This is a genomic window from Xanthomonas euroxanthea (assembly GCF_900476395.1).
GTDB classification, from domain to species: Bacteria; Pseudomonadota; Gammaproteobacteria; order Xanthomonadales; family Xanthomonadaceae; genus Xanthomonas; species Xanthomonas euroxanthea.
Genome location: NZ_UIHB01000002.1, coordinates 12,107 through 32,000 on the forward strand (window position 1 = coordinate 12,107; position 19,894 = coordinate 32,000).

18 protein-coding genes are annotated in these 19,894 nt (G+C 67.2%); all 18 read right to left on the minus strand.

Annotated elements, in window-relative coordinates:
• Positions 1-152: 152 nt before the first annotated feature.
• Positions 153-1,223, minus strand: coding sequence for an SAM-dependent methyltransferase (locus CPBF1521_RS07150; RefSeq protein WP_104583429.1), 1,071 nt, complete (start codon positions 1,221-1,223; stop codon positions 153-155).
• A gap of 17 nt (positions 1,224-1,240) precedes the next feature.
• Positions 1,241-2,023 (minus strand): DUF1295 domain-containing protein, encoded by a 783-nt coding sequence (locus tag CPBF1521_RS07155; protein WP_115676574.1) that lies wholly within the window; start codon positions 2,021-2,023, stop codon positions 1,241-1,243.
• Complete coding sequence (locus CPBF1521_RS07160) at positions 2,020-2,565, minus strand: DUF2878 domain-containing protein (RefSeq protein ID WP_115676575.1); 546 nt, start codon at positions 2,563-2,565, stop codon at positions 2,020-2,022. Before CPBF1521_RS07160 ends, CPBF1521_RS07155 begins: the two co-directional genes overlap by 4 nt.
• On the minus strand, positions 2,562-3,857 hold the full coding sequence (locus CPBF1521_RS07165; RefSeq protein WP_115676576.1) for an SAM-dependent methyltransferase: 1,296 nt from the start codon (positions 3,855-3,857) through the stop codon (positions 2,562-2,564). The genes CPBF1521_RS07160 and CPBF1521_RS07165 overlap by 4 nt, the downstream gene beginning before the upstream one ends.
• Entirely contained in the window at positions 3,854-4,759 is a 906-nt protein-coding gene (locus tag CPBF1521_RS07170) for a DUF1365 domain-containing protein (protein ID WP_115676577.1), read from the minus strand. Before CPBF1521_RS07170 ends, CPBF1521_RS07165 begins: the two co-directional genes overlap by 4 nt.
• Positions 4,759-6,009 (minus strand): NAD(P)/FAD-dependent oxidoreductase, encoded by a 1,251-nt coding sequence (locus tag CPBF1521_RS07175; RefSeq protein WP_104583424.1) that lies wholly within the window; start codon positions 6,007-6,009, stop codon positions 4,759-4,761. The genes CPBF1521_RS07170 and CPBF1521_RS07175 overlap by 1 nt, the downstream gene beginning before the upstream one ends.
• Positions 6,006-7,004: an acyl-CoA desaturase gene (locus CPBF1521_RS07180; protein WP_115676578.1), complete on the minus strand. Its 999-nt coding sequence runs from the start codon at positions 7,002-7,004 to the stop codon at positions 6,006-6,008. Before CPBF1521_RS07180 ends, CPBF1521_RS07175 begins: the two co-directional genes overlap by 4 nt.
• 226 nt (positions 7,005-7,230) lie before the next feature.
• Entirely contained in the window at positions 7,231-8,073 is an 843-nt protein-coding gene (locus tag CPBF1521_RS07185) for an anti-sigma factor (protein ID WP_181901144.1), read from the minus strand.
• Positions 8,070-8,633, minus strand: coding sequence for a sigma-70 family RNA polymerase sigma factor (locus CPBF1521_RS07190; RefSeq protein ID WP_104583421.1), 564 nt, complete (start codon positions 8,631-8,633; stop codon positions 8,070-8,072). Before CPBF1521_RS07190 ends, CPBF1521_RS07185 begins: the two co-directional genes overlap by 4 nt.
• A gap of 58 nt (positions 8,634-8,691) precedes the next feature.
• Positions 8,692-9,063: a DUF4345 family protein gene (locus CPBF1521_RS07195; RefSeq protein WP_104648322.1), complete on the minus strand. Its 372-nt coding sequence runs from the start codon at positions 9,061-9,063 to the stop codon at positions 8,692-8,694.
• Positions 9,064-9,148: 85 nt separating this feature from the next.
• On the minus strand, positions 9,149-9,937 hold the full coding sequence (locus CPBF1521_RS07200; protein WP_115676580.1) for a hypothetical protein: 789 nt from the start codon (positions 9,935-9,937) through the stop codon (positions 9,149-9,151).
• Positions 9,938-10,316: 379 nt separating this feature from the next.
• On the minus strand, positions 10,317-10,748 hold the full coding sequence (rnfB, locus tag CPBF1521_RS07205) for an Rnf electron transport complex subunit RnfB (RefSeq protein WP_115676581.1): 432 nt from the start codon (positions 10,746-10,748) through the stop codon (positions 10,317-10,319).
• Position 10,749: 1 nt separating this feature from the next.
• Positions 10,750-11,340, minus strand: coding sequence for an HAD family hydrolase (locus CPBF1521_RS07210; RefSeq protein WP_115676582.1), 591 nt, complete (start codon positions 11,338-11,340; stop codon positions 10,750-10,752).
• Between the two features lie 189 nt (positions 11,341-11,529).
• Complete coding sequence (gene metG, locus CPBF1521_RS07215; RefSeq protein WP_115676583.1) at positions 11,530-13,614, minus strand: methionine--tRNA ligase; 2,085 nt, start codon at positions 13,612-13,614, stop codon at positions 11,530-11,532.
• 272 nt (positions 13,615-13,886) lie between these two features.
• Positions 13,887-14,336 (minus strand): DUF2147 domain-containing protein, encoded by a 450-nt coding sequence (locus tag CPBF1521_RS07220; protein ID WP_104583415.1) that lies wholly within the window; start codon positions 14,334-14,336, stop codon positions 13,887-13,889.
• 262 nt (positions 14,337-14,598) lie between these two features.
• On the minus strand, positions 14,599-18,189 hold the full coding sequence (locus tag CPBF1521_RS07225) for an ABC transporter permease/M1 family aminopeptidase (protein ID WP_115676584.1): 3,591 nt from the start codon (positions 18,187-18,189) through the stop codon (positions 14,599-14,601).
• 12 nt (positions 18,190-18,201) lie between these two features.
• Positions 18,202-19,095, minus strand: coding sequence for an ABC transporter ATP-binding protein (locus tag CPBF1521_RS07230; protein WP_115676585.1), 894 nt, complete (start codon positions 19,093-19,095; stop codon positions 18,202-18,204).
• Positions 19,096-19,238: 143 nt separating this feature from the next.
• A complete protein-coding gene (gene gloA2, locus CPBF1521_RS07235; protein ID WP_104648328.1) occupies positions 19,239-19,628 on the minus strand; it encodes an SMU1112c/YaeR family gloxylase I-like metalloprotein in 390 nt (129 codons plus the stop codon).
• Positions 19,629-19,894 lie beyond the last annotated feature (266 nt).

The following is a 19,894-nucleotide window of genomic DNA, read 5'->3' on the forward strand; positions in this document are numbered from 1 at the left end:
CAGCGTTGTCAGCAGACAGTGCAAACCCCGGACGGCGCGCTGGCATGGCCATGGTGCCAACCCGCCTGCCGGTGCGCCGGCAAGAACGGAAAGCCGGGATATTCGCGTTCACCCATGCGGGCCGCGATGGCGTCCCGGGCCGCGCGCGGTGATCAGCGTTTGACGAAGCGATAGTGCGCCACACCCCACTCGCGACCCTGGTCGTAACCGAACAATTCGGCGCAGGCCAGCCAGAACATCCGCCAGCGCTGCCACCAGCGCTGCGCATCCTCGCCATAGGTCTGCTTCAGCAGCGGCATGATCTGCGCGCGGTGGCGGTCCTGGTTCTCCAGCCAGGCGTTGGCGGTTTTTTCGTAATGCTCGCCCGACAGCACCCAGCGCTGTTCGATCACCACGTCCTGCTGGAAATGCAGCAGGGTATCGGCCGCCGGCATCAGCCCGCCGGTGAAGAAATGCCGCCCCATCCAGTTGTCTTCGCCGGCCACCTCGAACGGGTAGGCCAGGTCGCGATGGCAGAAGATATGCACGAACAGCTTGCCGCCCGGCGCCAGCCAGCTGCCGACGCGCGCCAGCAGCTCGCGGTAATTGCGCATGTGCTCGAACATTTCCACCGACACCACGCGGTCGAAGTTGCCCGGCGGCAGCGCCAGCGCGTTGACGTCGGCGGTGATGACCTGCACGTTGCTCAATCCGCGCACCCGGCACTGCTCCAGAATGTGCGCGCGCTGCGGACGCGAGTTGGACACCGCGGTGATGGTGGCGCCGGGATAGCGCTCGGCCATCCACAAGGTCAGCGAGCCCCAGCCGCAGCCCAGCTCCAGGATGCGTTGGCCGTCGGCCAGTTCGGCGCGCTCACCGTACAGCGCCAGCATGCGTTCTTCGGCCGCATCCAGATCCGGCGTGGTGGCGTCCCAGTAGCAGCTGCTGTACTTGAGCCGGCGGCCCAGGCACAGGGTGAAGAACTGCGGCGGCAACTCGTAGTGCTGGCGATTGGCCGCATCGGTTTCGATGGCGATCGCGCTCGCGCGCAGGCTGTCGATGAAGGCGCGCTGGCGCTCGCCGCTGGCATCGGCACCGCCGGTGCGCTCATCGCGCAGGCGCTGCGCGCACAAGCGGCGGATGCCGTAACGCAATGCGGCGTCGGGGAGCACGCCGGATTCGGCCAGCCGGGTCGCGACGGATTCTTCGGGCAGCGAGGAGGGCGGAACGGTAATGGTGGACATACGACTCTCCAGGCGACTCAGGACGAAGGGGGAAGCGGGAAAAACGCGCTGGTGCTGCGCTGGTACTGCGCATAGTCCTCACCACGCGAGCGCAGCGCCTGCTGCTCGGTGTAGGGAATGCCGGTGAAGCGATACAGGAACACGAACATCACCACCGGCCCCAGCGCGGCCAGGGCAAGCGGCCATGGCCCGGCACCGACGGCCAGCGCCAGGTAAGCGAACCAGTGCACGAACTCGAAGAAGTAATTGGGATGCCGCGAATATCGCCACAAGCCGCTGCGGCAGGTGACGCCGCGATTGGCCGGGTTGGCCTTGTGCGCAGACAGTTGCCGGTCGGCCAGGGCTTCGCCACCGACCGCGATCAACCACACCGCGATCGCCAGGGTGCTCCACGCGCTCCAGGCCGGATTCGGATTGCTGGCAGCGGCCAGAAACGGCACACAAAACAGCACCACCACGACCGCCTGCGCCAGAAAAAAGCCCAGGAACTTGCGTTGGTCGCCGTTCCAGTGCTCGCGCAGGGCACGATAACGGCCATCTTCATGCGGGTCGCCGAACACACGCACGCCCAGATGCAGCGCCAGGCGCGCGCCCCAGACACCGCCGAGCACGGCGACCAGCACGCGCGGCAGCAGCGCGCCATCGGACATCCACGCGCAATACGGCGCAGCCAGGGCCAGGCACGCGGACCACAGCACATCGACCGGGCCGGCATTGCCGCTGCGGCGTTGCCACAGCCAGCCGATCACCATCACCACGCTCGCAAACACGCCCACATGCAGCAGCGGCCAGGCATTCATTGCAGTTCTCCCCTCGGATGGTCAGGCGATGGTCGCGCCAGGCGGCGTGCATACAGCGACAACACGCCGCAGGCCAGGCCCCAGCCGATGCCGACTGCGACCACCGCCTGCAGCTGTGGCGGCCGGAATTCCACCGCCTGCCAGCCGCGTTGTGCCAGCCAATACGAAAACGGACCGAAAATCGCGCCCAGCAGCACCGCCAGCCATGGCCGCTGCATCACCGATGCCAGCGAATGGTTGAGCGTGAGCGCAAAGCCCAGCCACAACGCCAGGATCCAGGCCGGCGCCAGCAGGGTGCCCGGCCACGGCGCGGCGTAGCGCACCCAGCCGCCCGCCGCCAGCGTGGTATCCAGCAGCAGGCCCAGCGACAGCGCGGCGACCAGCAGCTGCGGATCGCCCGGCGCACGCCGCGACGGCCACAGCTGATACAGCGCAAACAACGCCAGCGCCAGCAGGGTAGGCCAGATACGCGCCTGCGCGGCCGCGCTGACGGCCACCAGCCATAGCACCTGCAGGCCCAGATAGTTGCCGAGCTGCTTCATGCGTCAACGGGAAGGCCGGGCACGAACTGCGGCGGGCGCGCACCCGGCTTGCTCAGCCATAGATGCACATCGCCAATCGAGCGCTCCAGGAAACCAGCTTCGCAATAGGCCAGATAGAACTCCCACATGCGGATGAAGCGCTCGTCATAGCCGAGCGCGCGCACCTGCGGCAGCTGCGCCATGAAGCGCTGGCGCCAGGCGCGCAGCGTCAACGCATAGCTCGGCCCGATGTCTTCCAGGTTGAACAGGCGCAGGTCGCTGGCGCGCGCGATCGCGCCGGTCATCGCCGCCACCGATGGAATGAAGCTGCCGGGGAAGATGTGCCGCTTGATGAAGTCCACCGAGCGCAAGGCCTGCGCATAGCGATGGTCTTCGATGGTGATGGCCTGGATCAGCGCCTGGCCGTCGTCGGCCAGCAGGCTGCCGACCTTGGCGAAATAGGTGTCCAGATACTGATGGCCGATGGCCTCGATCATCTCGATCGACACCACCCGATCATAGCGGCCGTCCAGATCGCGATAGTCGCGCAACAACACCGTGACCCGGTCGCTCAGGCCGGCCGCGGCGATGCGCTGGGTGGCCAGTTCGAACTGCTCGCGCGAGATGGTGGTGGTGGTGACGCGGCAGCCGTGCGCGCGTGCGGCGTGCAGCGCGAAGCCGCCCCAGCCGGTGCCGATTTCCACCACGTGGTGCTGCGGGCCGAGCTGCAGTTTCTGGCAGATGCGTTCGAGCTTGCGCGTGGCTGCGCGCTCCAGGGCCGCCTCGCCCTGGGCTTCTTCGCCATCGACGAAGATCGCCGAGGAATACATCAGGTTCTCGTCGAGGAACAGGCGGAACAACGGGTTGCCCAGGTCGTAGTGCGCGGCGATGTTGCGCCGGCTGCCGCTGCGGGTATTGCGTGCGAACGCATGCAGGCTGCGCATCGCCCAGCCGCCCAGCCGCGCGGTGCCGGTTTCCATCGCATCCAGGCGGTCGCGATTGCGCAGCAGCAGGCGCATCAACGCGACCAGGTCGTCGCAGTGCCACTGCCCATCCATGTACGACTCGCCGGCACCGACGCTGCCGTTGAGCGCGGCCTGGCGATAGAAGCCGGGGTCGATGACACGCAACTGCACCTGCAGCGCATCGGCGCCACTGGCGTTGCCGAGGGTGGTGACGCCATCGGCTTCGTGCAGCTGCAATTGTCCATCGCGCAGCTCGCCGAGCGTGGCCAGCAGGCGCTTGCGCAACAGGCGGTCCGTCCAGGAAGCCGCGCGCGGCGCAGCGGTGTCGGGCAGGGACGTGGCGTTCATCGGGGTTCTCGCACAGGCGGATGAGGGTGATCGTGGACCGGGTTGCCGCGCAGCCACAGGCGCAGGGCCTGCCAGTGGATGGCCAGCACCACCTGCACGGTCATCAAGGGATAGGCCAGCAGCGTGCGCGCCAGGGTGCGCGCGTTGAGCGGCTGGCGCTGCAGGACCAGGGTGGCATCGAAGCGGCGTGCACCGCTGCCTGCGCCATCGGCCTCGGCCGCGGGGCTGCCGCCCGGCGCGTCGCCGCCAGGCGCATCCAGCACGTCCATATGCACGCGCAACTGCGCCTCGGGCACGCTGAAACGCCAGTCGTACTGGTGCTGCATGCCCATGAAGGGCGAGACGTGGAAGCGCTTGTCGAAGCGCCAGGCATGCACCTGGCGATGCGTGCGCGCCTGCGCGACCGGCAGCACGTAGGTGTGGCGCTGCTGCCACGGCGTATTGGTGATTTCCGCCACGACCCAGCGCAGGCCCCCGTGGCGATCGAAGCAGTAGTAGAAGCTGACCGGATTGAACACATGGCCGAAGTAGCGCAGATGCGTGAGCAGGCGGATCGCGCCGTCGGGGCGCTCGCCGGTCTGGGCCTGCACGCAGTCGCGCACTGCCTGGTCCAGCGGAATGTCCGGGTCACCGAGATAATCGCTGCGCCGGAACTGCGCCAGATTGGCGCGCCCCACCGACCATAGCCAGCGCCGCGCAAACACCACATCGAGCTCGGACAGATCCAGGTACATCAGGAACAGCCGGTAGCGAAACGCCAGCGGCCTGGGCGCAAACCGGCGGTGCCGCACCCAACCGGTATAGATCGCGCTGCGCATCGCGCCCAGCCCACTGACGGCACCGCTGTCCTCGCCCGGAGGCAGCGGTATCGCATCGGGGCTGGCGTCGCGCAGCAGCTGCATCACCAGTCCACTCCCAGGCCATGGGCCACATCGACGCCGCTGCGCAGGCCGTCTTCATGGAAGCCGAAGCCCCAGGCCGCGCCGGCAAACCAGGTGTGCTGCACGCCCTGGATCTCGGCCTTGCGCGTCTGCGCGGCGAGGGCGGCCGCGTTCTGCACCGGGTGGCGGTAGCGCATGCGCCGCAGCACCTTGTCCGGGGCGATGTCGTGGTTGCGATTGAGGCTGACGATGAACGGCTGTGGCGCGTTGAGCGACTGCAGGGCGTTCATCCAGTAACTCACCGTGCACGGCGCCTGCGGGTCGGCCGGCACATGCGCATTCCACGCCGCCCAGGCGCGGCGATCGCGTGGCAGCACGCTGGCGTCGGTGTGCAGGACGGTGTCGTTGTCCTGGTAGGTGATGCCGCCCAGGACCTGCCGCTCGGCTGCGGTGGCGTCGCTGAGCAAGGCCAGCGCGTCGTCGGCATGGCAGGCGAGCACCACGTTGTCGAAGTGCTCTTCGCCACGCAGGGAACTGAGCACCACACCGTTGGGCGCGCGGCGGATCGCATGCACCGGCGTGGACAGGCGCTCGAGCACCTGCCAGCGCCGGCGCAGCGCACGCACGTAGCTGCTGGATCCACCACGCACCACCTGCCACTGCGGACGCCCGCTGAGCTGCAGCATGTGGTGGTTGGCCATGAAGCCGATCAGCTGGCCCATCGGGAATTCGAGGATGCGCTGCGAGGGCGATGACCACAGTGCCGAGGCCATCGGCACCAGATGCTGGTCGCGAAACGCCGCCGAATACCCATGCCGCTGCAGATACGCGCCCAGCGTGCTGAAGCGCTCCTGGCTGTGCAGCACCGCCGGCGCCTGCCGATAGAAGCGACGCAGGTCGGCCAGCATGCCCCAGAAGCGCGGGCTGAGCAGATTGCTGCGCTGGCAGAACAGCCCGCCCAGGCTGCCGGCGTTGTATTCGAGCCCGCTGCGCGCGTCGTGCACCGAGAAGCTCATCGTGGTCGGCTGCGCGGCCACGTCCAGCTCGGCGAACATGCGCGTGAGCAGCGGATAGTGCTGCGGGTTGAACACGATGAAGCCGCTGTCCACCGCATAGCGTTGGCCGTCCAGCTGGATGTCGTGGGTGTGCGTATGTCCACCCAGATAATCGGCGGCCTCGAACAAGGTGACCTCGTAGCGGCGCGACAGCAGCCACGCCGCGCCGAGGCCGGCGATCCCGCTGCCGACCACGGCAATCCTGCCCTCGCTCATCGGCTCACCCGCTCGGCACGTTGCGTGAGCGATGTCGGCATCGGCTTGAGGTCCCAGACCAGGCCCACCCACGACATCGCGGTGAGCCCGTACCAGGTGAGGTCGTACTCCCACCAGCGCAGGCCCTGGCGTGCGGAGCCGGGAAAGAAGTGGTGATTGTTGTGCCAGCCTTCGCCAAAGGTGAGCAGCGCCAGCAGCCAGTTGTTGCGGCTGTCGTCGCGGGTGTCGAAACGCCGGCTGCCGAAGCGATGCGCCAGCGAATTGATGGTGAAGGTGGCATGGAACAAAGCCACGGTGGAGATCACAAAGCCCCACACCAGCAGTTGCGCGCCGTTGGTCTGCAACGCGGGCGCGGCAACCGCCAGCCAGTCGCCGAGCAGGTATAGCCCGGTTGCCAGCAACACCGGCATCACGATGTCGAAGCGGTCCAGAAAACGCAGCTCGGCAAAGCGGCGCAGGTCCGGGATGACCTCCCAGTCGGTGCGGAAGTTGCGCGGGGTCAGGAACCAGCCGGTATGGCTCCACCAGAAGCCGTGCTGCGCCGGCGAATGCGGATCGCGGCCGGTGTCGGTGTGGCGGTGATGATTGCGATGATGCGCGGCCCACCACAGCGGCCCGCGCTGCACGCAGGTGGCGCCGATGGCCGCGAACACGAACTGCAGCACGCGCGAGGTCTTGAACGCGCGGTGCGAGAAGTAGCGGTGGTAGAACCCGGTCAGCGCAAACATGCGCAGCGCGTACAACGCCACCGCCATGCCGACCGCGAACCAGGACGCACCGACCCACAGGACCGCCAGGCAGGCCAGGTGCAGCGCGATGAAGGGCAGGGCACGCAGCCAGTCGATACGGTCTGCGCGTGCTTCGTCCAGCGGTTCGTCGGTTTGCGAATCCACCCAACGACGCAGGCTGCCGGTACGCGCTGCGATCCACCCACGTCGGCGGGTGTCGGCAGGCTGCGGCGGCGCGGCATGTGGGTCAAAGCCAGTACTCGGCACGCGTGGTTCTCCGTGTGTAGTGGTGACCCTTTACGGACGCTGCCGGTAAACAGATGCACCAGCGCGTTCGATCGTCGCATGCGCGCGCGCGCTTGGCGTGCCGGTGCGAACGAATCGCGCAATTGCGCACACATTGAACCGCGCCAGCCAGGGGTGACGCAGATGAGGCTGTTGCGCGCCTGACGCCGCCTGCAACGTGGTCGCAGGCGGCGTCAGGCGCGCCGGATCAGGGCGCCATTGCCAGCGTGCTGATGCCGCCCTTGGCCACCACGGTACCGGTGGCGACGCCGCCCGGTGCACCGCCCGGCGGCTCCAGCGTCACTGCCAGGATGGCCTCGTTGCTGAGCATGGGCATCAACTGGTCGGGAATCTGCGCGCGGCGTGCACGCTGGTCGTCGAAGGTGCCCATCGAATGCGCCTTGCCGTCCGGCGTGATCAGCCACAGCTCGGGTACCTTGTCGGCGGTGGCGGTGCGATCCAGCGGCGTCACCGTGATGGTGTGCTTGTCGGCATCCATCAACGCGACATAGCCGGGGCGGCCGTCTTCGGTGGCCAGCGTGGAGGTCATCGCAATGCCGGTCGCCGGCGCGGTGGTGGCCGCCGGCGGCGTGACCGGTGTCTGTACCACCGGGCCGGTGCCCTGCGGCGGCGATACCGGTGCCGGTGGCGTGCGCAGGTTCAACAATGCCAGCAGGCACACGGCCGCGGTGGCCAGGCCGCCGGCGCTTGCCCAGCGCCAGAACCGCACACTGTTCCACACCGCTGTCGTTGGCGCGCCTGCCGGCGGCGCTGTCGACGGCGCGGGGGGCACTGCGTGCAGTGGCGTGTCGAAGCCGAGGGTGTGGCGGATGCGTGCCCAGACCTGGCCGGGCGGCGTTACGGCGGCGATCTCGTCCAGCAACGGCGCCAGATGTTCCTGCCACTGCGTCACTGCCTGCGCAAACTGGCCGTCGGTGGCGACGCGTTGTTCGGCAGCCAGGCGCTCGTCGGCGCTCAACAGGCCCAGCACGTATTCGCCGGCAAGCACCTCGCGCGGCGGTTCCTGGTCGATGGGAAAGGGCGTGCTCATCGTTCCAGACATGCCTTGAGTTTGGCCAGGCCGCGGCGGATCCAGCTCTTGACCGTGCCGATCGGGGTGTCGGTGCGTGCGGCGAGTTCTTCGTAGGTGATGCCGTCGAAGAACGCGGTGCGGATCAATTCGCTGCGCGGCGGTTCCAGCTCCGCCAGGCAGTGGTCGATGCGTCGGCGCGTGCTGGCGCGCTCGGTGCGCTCCAGCGGCGAGGCATCGCTGGCGCGCAATTCGCCGGCATCGTCCAGCGCCACGTTGCGGCGTTGCGGGGCATTGGCGCGCAGATGGTCGATGGCCTTGTTGCGCGCGATCATCGCCAGCCAGGTGAGCCCGCGTGCACGGGTGGGATCGAACTGCCCGGCCTTGTGCCAGATCAGCGTGAACACGTCCTGCAGCACCTCTTCGGCTTCGGCACGGTGCGGGATCATGCGCAGGCACACCCCGAAGAGTTTGGGCGAGGTCTGCCGGTACAGCGCTTCGAAGGCATGCCGGTCGCCACCCGCGGTCGCGGTCAGCAGTCGTCCGGTTTCATCGTCGTCGTGGCCAGGGATGGCACTCATGCGGTCGGGCGTTTTTTGAGGTGGGGGCGATGCTACCGGACTGGGCGGACGCTGTCCTTCACTTGCGCTGCTGAAACCACAGCAGGACGGCAGCGAGCAGCAACAGGATCTCGACGCCGGCCAATGCCACCGTGGGCGCGGAGACCGGCCACAGGCGCGCCAGGGAGACGCTGCGGAACAGCACGATCGGCACGTAGAACGCGAGTGCGACCAGCAGGCCGGTGCGCGGTTGATCGATCCACGCGAAGTAGCCGAACAGGAACGCCATGCCCAGCTGCAGGCCGCCATAGATGACCAGGTATTCCGATTGCCCGGCCGGCGAGAGCTGGGTGTAGCCCACGGCATTGGCGGTCTTGGCCGGCGAGAGCGTGCACCAGATCGCCAGCACGACGTAGAGCACTGCGTTGATCCAGAGGTAGGCCTTGGCCATGGCGATGGTCCTGTATGGGGAAGAGGTGACCGGGCCGTTGTACGCAACCGCGCGTGGTCGAACGTGAAGATGGCGCGGACCTGGGTCACGGGGCGCTGCAGCTGTTGACCAGCGGCTGCTCGCGCGCCTGGCGCAGCGCATCGGCGCTGACCGCACGCGCAGCGGTGTCCGGAAAAACGATGCGCACATGCGGATAGCGGCCGCGCTCGTCGCGCAGATTGCCCACGCCGCGGAATTGCAGCAGACGTTTGTCGGCGATCGAATAACGCACTTCGAGCGCGGGCACTGCCGCGCCGTACCACGCATCCAGGCTCAGGCGAAAACGGCGCTGGCCGCCGGTATCGTCGATGCGCTCGACACGGAATGCCAGCTGGCGTTGCAGGCTTGGCAGCACGAAGTCCACGCGCTGCGGCGTGCCGGCAAGCGCCTCCCAGTGGCTGCGCAGGTATGCATCGAAGCCGGCATCGATCACGCGCGGGCCGTCGTCGGCCGGCAGTGGCGTGCGTTGCTCGGCCTTGCCGGGTTCCTGCTGGAACATCTCGCGCACGCCGTCGCGCTGACGCACGCCCTGGCGATAGCCGTCGCGGCCGTCGATCAGGCTGAAGTCGGGCGAACTGCCGCCGCCATCGACCTGCTTGCGCGCAAACGGGCGTCCGTCCGCGCAGCGATACAGCACGACGCGCCCGCCATCGTCGAGCAACCAGTGCGACTCGCGATAGCGCAGCGCACCGCTGTCGCCATCGAAGGCATCGCCATCCACACGGGTGACCGCCGCCGCACTCAGCGGCAAGCCGCCCAGCACCAGCAGCAGCAACGGCGGAACCGGCCGGCATACGCTGGCGAGCGCGGCAAGGGCAGCGGCGAGTGGACGCATCGGCGGATTCCTCGATGGGAGTGCCTACCAATACGAGCGCATCCGCAGTGCGGATGCGCCGGATGCGTCAGGACGTTCCTGACGCGGTGTCGTACCTGGAGGCCAGTGCCACGTGTTTGGGGCGTTGGGCGCTGCCCGGAGCGCAGGTGCGTGCATGGGATTGCCGGTGCCGCGCCGGCCGCGAGCGAGCGGCCAGGGCGAGGGCGCAGCCGGGTGCGGAAGCCGGGGCGTGGACACAAGTCTGCCGGCTCAGGGGGCCGGCCGCGAGCATGCACGCGTCGTGCAGGCACGGATGGCGTGCAGACATCGCGGTGCAGGTGGCACCTCCCGTTCCGGGCGTGGCGCGCCTGGCACCTGCGCCACGCGTCCGGCCAGCGGTCTAGCCGCTTGCGCGCAGCACGATGCAATCCACCGGGCAGGCCGGCAGGCATAGCGCGCACCCGGTGCACAGCGGCGCGATCACCGTATGCATGTGCTTGGCGCCGCCGACGATCGCATCCACCGGGCAGGCCTGGATGCACTTGGTGCAGCCGATGCAGTCGGCTTCGACGATCCACGCCACCTGCGCCGGTGTCTGCAGGCCGCGCGTGCGGTCGTAAGGGCGCGCGGGCACCTGCAGGACATGCGCCAGCGCACGCGCACCCGCATCGCCGCCGGGCGGGCAATGATCGACATCCGCTTTGCCGTCTGCCATCGCTTGCGCATACGGGCGACAGCCGTCGTAACCGCACTGGCCGCACTGGGTCTGCGGCAGCAGGCGGTCGAGGCGGTCGACCAGGTCGGGCGATGCGGCGGGCGTTGCGGTGTGCATGTCAGTGCAGCAGCTTGCCGCGATACCAGCGCTGCTGTGCCAGCGCCAGCATCGGCTTGTTTTCACGGCTGTCGCCGTAGGCATGCACGCATTCGTATTGCGACAGGTCATAGCGCAGGCGGATCTGCGCGGCCTTGCGTGGGCCGCAATCGCCTTCCGCATAGCGCCCGCTCAGCACGCCGGCGTGGTGTTCCAGCTTGTTGCAGATCAACGACAGGTCATGCTGCGCGCACCACGGCTGCAGGTACAGGTCCAGCGAGGCCGACACCAGCACCACTTCATGCCCCTGTGCCTGATGCCAGTCGATGCGCTGAATCACCTCGGCGCGCAGCACGCCCGGCAATGCAGTGCGCGCGAAATCGGCGCCGTGCGCGGCCACCTCGTCCAGCCGGCGATCACTGAACACGATGCGGGTGACCCGCGCGCGCAGCGCCGCAGCCGACACCATGCCCAACCGGTACCCCAGCACCCATGGGCCGACCTGCCACTTCGCCGTCGCCAGCTGCGCGGGCGTGGCCACCTTGCGCAGGAAGCGCGCATAGCTGTCGCAGGTGGTGATGGTGTGGTCGAAGTCGAACAGGGCCAGGTGCATGAGGGGCGGGGATTGGGCAGTCGGGAGTGGGGATTGGTTAACGGCGCGGCGTCTGCTTTCCCTTCTCCCACAGGGAGAAGGTGCCCCGCAGGGGCGGATGAGGGGACGGGCCAGGCACTGGTGTGAGGTCTCCCTCAACAACCAGCTCTGGCTTCTACGATTCCCGACTCCCGATTCCCCAATCCCGCTTCACCGAACAGGCATGCCCGGCTGCGCACCAGCATCGGCGTCCAGCAGTGCCAGCGCGCCGCCGTCGAAGCCGGCCGACAGGATCATGCCTTCGCTGATGCCGAAGCGCATCTTGCGTGGAGCCAGGTTGGCGATGAACACCACGCTGCGGCCGACCAGCGTTTCCGGTTCGCCATAGCTGGCGCGGATGCCCGAGAAGATCTGGCGCTTGCCCAGCTCGCCGGCATCCAGCTCGAAGCGCAGCAGCTTGTCCGAGCCTTCCACAAATTCGCACACCAGCACCTTGCCGATGCGCAGGTCGAGCTTGGCGAAGTCGTCGATGCCGATGAGGCTGGGAGTGGCGGCTGGGGACTGGGGAGTCGCAACGGCCGCCGGCTTGGTCTCGGCCTTGGCCGGTGCGGGCTTGGTGGTCGCAGCGGGTGCCGCAGGTGCGGCCATGGTGTCTTTTGAAGCGTCGGTCATGGCGTCGATCAGTGTGGGGTCAATACGGGTGAACAGGGCGGTGTAGGGCTGGATCACGTGCGCGGTCAGCGGGCGCGCGACGTCGTCCCAGCTGGTCATCGGTGCCGACAGGAAGGCTTCGGCCTCGGCACAGGTGCGCGGCAGGATCGGCTTGAGTGCGGCCACCAGGATCCGGAACAGGTTCAGGCCCTGCGTGCACACCGATTGCAGTTGCGCATCGGCACCGTCCTGCTTGGCGATCACCCACGGCTTGGTGTCGTCGATGTACTTGTTGGCCTCGTCGGCCAGCGCCATGGTCTGGCGGATCGCGCTGGCCGCATCGTTGCGCTCGTAGGCCTCGCGGATCGGCGCCAGTGCGGCGACGAAGCGGTCGTACTGCGCCGGGTCGGGCAGGGCGTCGGCCAGCTTGCCGTCGAAGCGCTTGCCGATGAAGCCGGCGCAGCGGCTGGCCAGGTTGACGAACTTGCCGACCAGATCCGCATTCACCCGCGCGATGAAATCGCCCAGGTTCAGGTCCAGGTCGTCCACGCCGCCGGAGGACTTGGCCGCGAAGTAGTAGCGCAGCGCCTCCGGTTCCAGGCCCACGTCCAGGAAGGTCCGCGCCATCACGAAGGTGCCGCGCGACTTGGACATCTTGGCGCCGTCCACGGTGAGGTAGCCGTTGACGTGCAGCCGGGTCGGCGCGCGATGGCCGGTGCCGTGCAGCACCGCCGGCCAGAACAGGCCGTGGAAGTTGACGATGTCCTTGCCGATGAAGTGATGCAGCTCGGTCTGCGTGCCGGCGACCAGATGCGCCTGGAAATCCTCGCCCATCTGCGCGCACAGGGTCTTGAAGCTGCACAGGTAGCCGATCGGCGCGTCCAGCCACACGTAGAAATACTTGCCCGGCTGGCCGGGAATCTGGAAGCCGAAATACGGCGCATCGCGCGAGATGTCCCAGGCGCGCAGGCCGCCTTCGGTGTCCAGCCATTCCTTGAGCTTGGCCTTGACGCCGGGCAGTGCTACATCGCCGGCCAGCCACTCACGCAAGAAACCGTCGAAATGGCCCACTTCGAAGAAGAAATGCTCCGAGTCGCGCAACTCCGGTGTGGCACCGGAGATCACCGACCTGGGCTCCTTCAGCTCGGTCGGCGCGTAGGTGGCGCCGCAGACCTCGCAGTTGTCGCCGTATTGATCGGCGCTGCCGCAATTGGGGCAGATGCCCTTGATGTAGCGATCCGGCAGGAACATGCCCTTGGCCGGGTCGTAGAACTGCGCCACCGAGCGGCGGCTGATGTGACCGGCGGCCTCCAGCCTGGTGTAGAAGGCCTCGGTGAGTTCGCGATTGACCGGCGAATTGGTCGAATCGTAATGATCGAAGGTCACCCCGAACGCGGCAAAGTCGCGCTCATGGCTGGCCTGGATGCTGGCGATGAAGGCCTCCGGGGTGACCCCGGACTTTTCGGCGGCGAGCATGATCGGCGTGCCATGGGTGTCGTCGGCGCAGACGAACCAGGTCTTGTCGCCGCGCAGGCGGCGCGCGCGCACCCAGATGTCGGCCTGGATGTAGCCGACCAGATGGCCAAGATGCAGCGGGCCGTTGGCATAGGGCAGGGCGGTGGTGACGAGTGCGGTGCGGGTCATGGCAGGCGTAATGCGGGGGACAGCCGATTATCGCATTAGTCGGGAATGGTGGCGGGAATCGGGAATCGGGAATCGGTCAAAGCAGGACTAGGCGACCGTATTGTTGAGGCGCGCAGGCACTTGGCGGGCCCTGGAGCGCTATGGATCGACGATGGTCGCCTGCCAGGACTCGCTGCAAAGCTACGCGCAGATGGACACGCACAAAAAAGGCGCCCTCGCGGGCGCCTGCTTTTACGATTCCCGATTCCCGATTCCCGGCTCCCCAATCCCAGCTATTCACGAATCCAGGTCTGGGTGCGGCCCAATGCCTCAACGCCCACATAGCCGCGCATCTGCAGCTTCTTGCCGCCGTCGGTCAGGGTGACCTTGGCCTTGTAGGTCTTGCCCTTGGCCGGGTCGAGCACCGAGCCGCCGCTCCACACCGCGGTACCGTCGGGCTTGAGGCCCCACAGGATGGTCATGCCCTTGATCGGCTTGCCCTTCTGGTTGCCATCGCACTTGTCGCAGGTCGGGTTGGGCCCATGGTTGGACTGCAGGATGTCGACCACCTTGCCGCTCAGCGTACCGTTGCCGAGCTGCTCGATCTGCACCACCGACTTGGGCTTGCCGGTTTCGTCGTCGATGGTTTTCCAGCGGCCCACCGGCGAATCGGCGGCCTGGGCCAGCAGCGAGGCGGCGGCCAGCGGCAGGGCCAGCATCAGGGTCTTGAAGGTCTTGCGCATGTGTCCCCTCCCAGGGATTGCTGTGGCCGCCGTCGGCGGCCTGACCGGAATGTATACCGTGGAGTATGGTGGGGGAAAGGCGCGCTGCGGAATGCGTTCATGCCACGCGCGCCCGGTGCCGTTGCCGGTCCAGGTCCGCTGACGGGGCCGGGTATGTCTCATGTCAGCGGTCATGGCGCTGTTCGGCTCGCTTGCGCTGCCGGCTGTGTGTCCCGCATGCCCTCGCCGATCACCGATCAGCAGCCAGGGCAGCAACCACCCGCTATTGCAGTGTCACCTGCTTGCGGTTGTCCGCCGGCACGCGATCGATCAGCTTGTTGTCCGGATCGAAGCCGGCCTCCATCGGCAGGCGGTCGACGGTCATGCTGAAACTGGGCGCGGCGCTGGTGACATGCTGCCGTTGCAAGGCCAGTACCGGCGCCTGTGCGTTCTTGCCGGCCGGAGCGCCATAGATCGCCACCTCGATCCAGTCGTCCAGCGGCACCGCATGCTCCTTGCCCGTGCCGTCGGCCTGCAACTTGGCCGCCTGCGTTTGCACGGTCACCTCGAAACGGCCATCGGGGCGCTTGCGCGCCTGCGCGCTGACCACGCGGTTGTCGTAGAAGGTGATCTTCTCGAACAGGTCGGTGATCAGTTCTTGCTGGTCCGGGCGTGCCTGGGCCCGAATGGCCTGCAGCAACTCGGCCGAGGTGGTGTAGGGCGGCTGCTGGAATGCCTTGGCCGCCAGGAAGCGCTGCAATGCACGATTGAGCGCCTGCTCGCCGAGCTCCTCGCGCAGCCGGTAGAACGCCAGCGAGCCCTTGCGGTAGTGGATGTATTGCTGGTCTTCCACGCGATACAGCGGCAACTCCTCGATGGTTTCGCCACCACGGCCTTCCAGATAGCGATCCAGTTCGTAGCGGAGGAAGCGGCGCATATGGGCGCGTCCGTACTCGCGCTCCATCACCATCAACGCCGAATACTGCGCCAGCGATTCGGACAGCAAGGTGGCGCCCTGCACGTTCGCCCCGATCACCTGATGCGCCCACCATTGGTGCGCCACTTCGTGCGCGGTGACATAGAACACGTAGTCGATGTCGTCTTTGTCGCGCAGGTCGGCGATGAAGCCGATCGACTCGGAATAGGGGATGGTATTGGCGAATGACTGCGCAAAGCGCGCGTAGCCGGGGAACTCGATGATGCGCACCTGACGATGCTGATACGGGCTGAAGTTGGCTTCGTAATAGGTCAGCGACTTCTGCACGCTTTCGATCATGCGCTGCACGTTGTACGGGTGCTTGGGGTCGTAATAGACCTCGATCGGGATGTTCTTGTAACGCGCCTTGCGCACTTGCCAACGTGCCGACAGGTAGGCGTAGAAATTGAGCATCGGCCGGTCCATCACGTAGCGGAAGCAGCGCCTGCCATCGCGTTGGAATTCCTGTTGCAGATAGCCCGGTGCCAGGGCGATCTGATCCGGCGCGGTGCAGACGGTGCTGGCAAAGTCGAGCCAGTCGGCATCGTCGCTGACGTAGGTGTTGGCGCGCGCGGCCTGGTCCTCGAGCTTGGGCATACGCGTGGGTTCGCCCAGGCCGCGCTTGCGGCGGTCGTTGCGGTCGCTGATCTCGGTCCGGGTGTTGTAGCCGAACCAGGGCAGCAAGGTGTTGTTGAAAAAGCTGCCATTGGCGACCAGTTCGGTCTGTGCCTGCTCGGCGGTGAGGCCATGTGGATGCTGGTCCACGTGGAAACGGAATACGCGCTCTTCGCCGGGTTGCAGCGGCCGCTGTAGTCGATAGATGCGGTAGCCGGCCGGCACGTCGTGCAGGGTCAGCGTTTGCCCGCCCAGGTCCACCTTTACCAAGCTGCGGTCCCCCGTGCGGCCCTGCATGCCGATGTGCACCTCGCTGATCGGCGTGGGGTGGGTGTTGCGCACCGTCCAGGTGGCATCGATGACCACCGACTGGGTTTCCGGATGCAGGTCGACATGGTTGTCGACGGCGATGATGCGCGGCTGCGGCAGATCCTTGTACTTGCGGTAATCGCGCTCGTAGCGCGCCTGCAGGTCCAGCCGCTGTTCCGGCGACAGGAAGCTGTTGTAGACGTTGGTGTTCCAGTACAGCCAGCCGCCGACCGCCACGAAGCCGAGCAGGGTGACCGCCAGGGCCGCACCGGTCGGGCTGCGCAGGCGCTGCAGCGCTTGCCGCACACGCTGGCGCAGGCCATGGCCCACGCCACGTGGCCAGAACGCCGAAGACAGCAACAGCAGGGCCAGCAGGAACACGCCCCAATAGCCCTGGAACCACAACTGGCCGGGCAGGAAGTGCCCGTAGCCGTTCATGTCCGAATAGGGCGCATTGGGCCAGCCGCCGAAGGTGTAGAGGTTCTGGGTGTAGTCGAGCATCGACAGCGCCGATTGCCCGATCAGCACCAGCATCAGCAACGCATAGCCGACGAACTTGTTGTTGCTCAGCACCTGCAGCGCCAGCGCCATGCCGCCCATCAGCACATACAGTACCGAGCCCAGCGCCAGCGTCTTGAGATACAGCAGCGGCTCGATGCTGGTGTAGCCGTGGCCCAGCTGCAGCGCGATCGCGGTCGCCGCACCGGCGGCCTGGAAGCTGGCGATCACCGCCAGCAAGGCGACGAACTTGCCGAGCAGCGGCACCCAATCGGGGACCGGCATCGCGTCGGTGATGCCGTCGATGCGGTTGCTGCGCTCCTTCCACACCAGCTCGCCGGCATAGAACAGCACCACGATGATCAGCAGAAAGCTGTAGCTGTTCTGCAGCGCCTGCAGCATCAAGGAGGTGACCGGCAGCACGGCGGTACCGTAAAGGCGCGCAGTGAACAGTGCGGTCGGAATGAAATTGGCCAGGCCCAGCATCAGCAGCACCACGAACGGCGCACTGCGCAGCACGCCCAGCGTGTCGAAGCGGATCTGGCGCAGCAGTTGCCGCCATGCAGTGGCCGCGCCGAAGCGCGGGGTGACCGTCAGGCGTGTCGTGCTGACGCGCGCGCTGGCGGGAGGTGCATCAGCAGGCGCAACCGACGCCGCACCACGGCGCCGCCGCGTCCCGCTGCGCTCGGTACGGAACAGCGCGAACGTGGCGGCAAACAACACACCGCTCATGCCCAGCCACAGCGCCCGATTGGCGAGCAGGTAACCGGGCAACGGCGGCAGCTGGTGGTTGCGCTGCTCCACCGACCAGTAGCGCAATGTCTGCGACAGGGCGCGAATGCCGAGCGGGTCGGACAGCGTGGCGATCCATACATTTTCCAGGTCGGCCATCAGCGCGCGGCTCACGCCATACAGCACGAAGAACACGATCACGCCGATATAGACCCACAGGATGCTGCGCGTGGTCACCGCCAGCACCGACAGCAGCGCGGTGGTGAACAGCAGGTTGGGCAGCACCAGCACCAGCAGCGACCACAGATAGGGCAGTACGGCGACCGGCCCGAGCCGGGCCTGATCGATCCACGGCATGAACTGGGCGGCGAACATGCCCAGCGCGATCACCACATACATCAGCATGCCGGCAATCAGCGCCGCGCCGATGCGGCCGAGCAGATAGTCGCGTCGCCTTACCGGCGTGGAAAACACCAGCTCGGCGGTGCCCAGGTCGAAGTCGCGCAGCAAGGCATTGCTGACGAACAGGGTGGTCACCAGCAGGCCGAGCAGGCTGAAAAGCCCGAGCAGTGTGGCGATCACCGTAGGCGCATTGCGCAGCACGTTGCCGATGCCACCGCCGATCTGCACCGCATCGCTGGACAGCGCGGCAAACGCAAGCAGCGCGTACAGCGCGGCCAGCAGCCACAGCAGGGGCGAGCGCAGTTGTTCGCGCAGCTCGAAGCGCAGGAACGCCATGATCATCGCCGCGCTCCGTCAGGCGGCCAGCGCTTGCGTGCGCAGGCGTTGGAAATAGACGTCCTCCAGATCGGGAGCGACCTGTTCGAAACCCGGCTCCGGGCAATCGGTACTGAACACGTGAATCACCGGGTGGCCGGCAATCAGGCGCGTGGACAGCACGGTGAAGCGTGCCTCGTAATCGGGCAATGCCTGCTTGCTGACCTGTTTGCGCCAGACCTGCTGCTGCAACATGTCGATCGCATCGGCGGGCCGCCCGGTCAGCAGCACCTGGCCCTTGTTCATGATGGCCATCGTCGGGCACAGGTCGGTGACATCTTCGACGATGTGGGTGGACAGGATCACCACGACGTTTTCGCCGATTTCGGCCAGCAGATTGAGAAAGCGATTGCGCTCTTCCGGATCCAGCCCGGCGGTGGGCTCGTCGACGATGACCAGCTGCGGGTTGCCCAGCAGCGCCTGCGCGATGCCGAAGCGCTGGCGCATGCCGCCGGAATAGGTGCCGAGCTTGCGCTTGCGCGCATCCCACAGATTGACCTGCTGCAACAGCCGCTCGACCACCTCCTTGCGTTGGCCGCGATCGGTGAGCCCCTTGAGCACGGCGAAGTGATCGAGCATGTCCAGCGCGCTCACCTTCGGGTATACGCCGAAATCCTGTGGCAGGTAGCCCAGCCGGCGCCGCAACGCGTCCTTGTCGGTGAGCACGTCGATGCTGCTGCCATCGGCGCCGGTCAGGCTGACGCTGCCCGAATCGGGCTCCTGCAGCGTGGCCAGCGTGCGCATCAGCGACGACTTGCCGGCGCCGTTTGGCCCCAGCAGTCCGAACATGCCGCGAGGGATGTCGAGCGTGACGCCTTGCAGCGCATGCACGCCATTGGCGTAGGTCTTGGACAGCGCGCGGATCTGCAGCATGGACGGTTCCTGTGTCCTGGGGTGGTTGGATCTTCACGACGTTGCGGTATCGCCGCATCCGCCGGAAGTCACAGCGACGATCGACTACGCCTGTTCGACGTGCCCGTGCGGCGGATGTGACCGGACCCTGCTGTCCGCGGCGCTCAACCGACCTCGTACAGCTCCAGAGGCAAGTCATCCGGGTCGGCGAAGAAGGTGAAGCGGCGGCCGGTGTATTCGTCGATGCGGATGTCCTCGGTGCTGACCTCGTGCGCAGCGAGATGCGCCACGGCCGCGTCCAGATCCTCGACGCGGAAGGCGAGATGGCGCAGGCCGCGAGCTTCCGGGCGGCTGGGGCGCAGCGGTGCGTCGGGAAACGAAAACAGCTCGATCTGGCCGCCATCGGGCAGCGCCAGGTCCAGCTTCCAGGAATCGCGCGCCTGCCGGTAATGCTCATCGAGCACCCGCAGGCCCAGGATGTCGCAGTAGAACCGCTTGGAGACCGCGTAGTCGCCGGCGATGATCGCCACGTGGTGGATGCCGGAAAGCTTCATGCGGCGCCTCGCACGCGTTGCGGGCGCTGGCGCTGCTGCGGGGCCGGCACGGATGCGCGAGGCGCGGCGACAGCGCTCGGGGCTGCGAGACGTGCCGGCAGCCGGGATGCGCTCCAGCGCTGCGTCTGCGCCGCCGTGCGTGTGTGCAGATGGTATGGCATGGCAACAGTCCGGATGAGCAGTCGCGAGGATACCCCCGGTAGCGCCAGGGCGTGTCGTGCCGGCCGGGCCGAGCGCGAAGCGTACGTGGGCCGATCGTGGGCGCG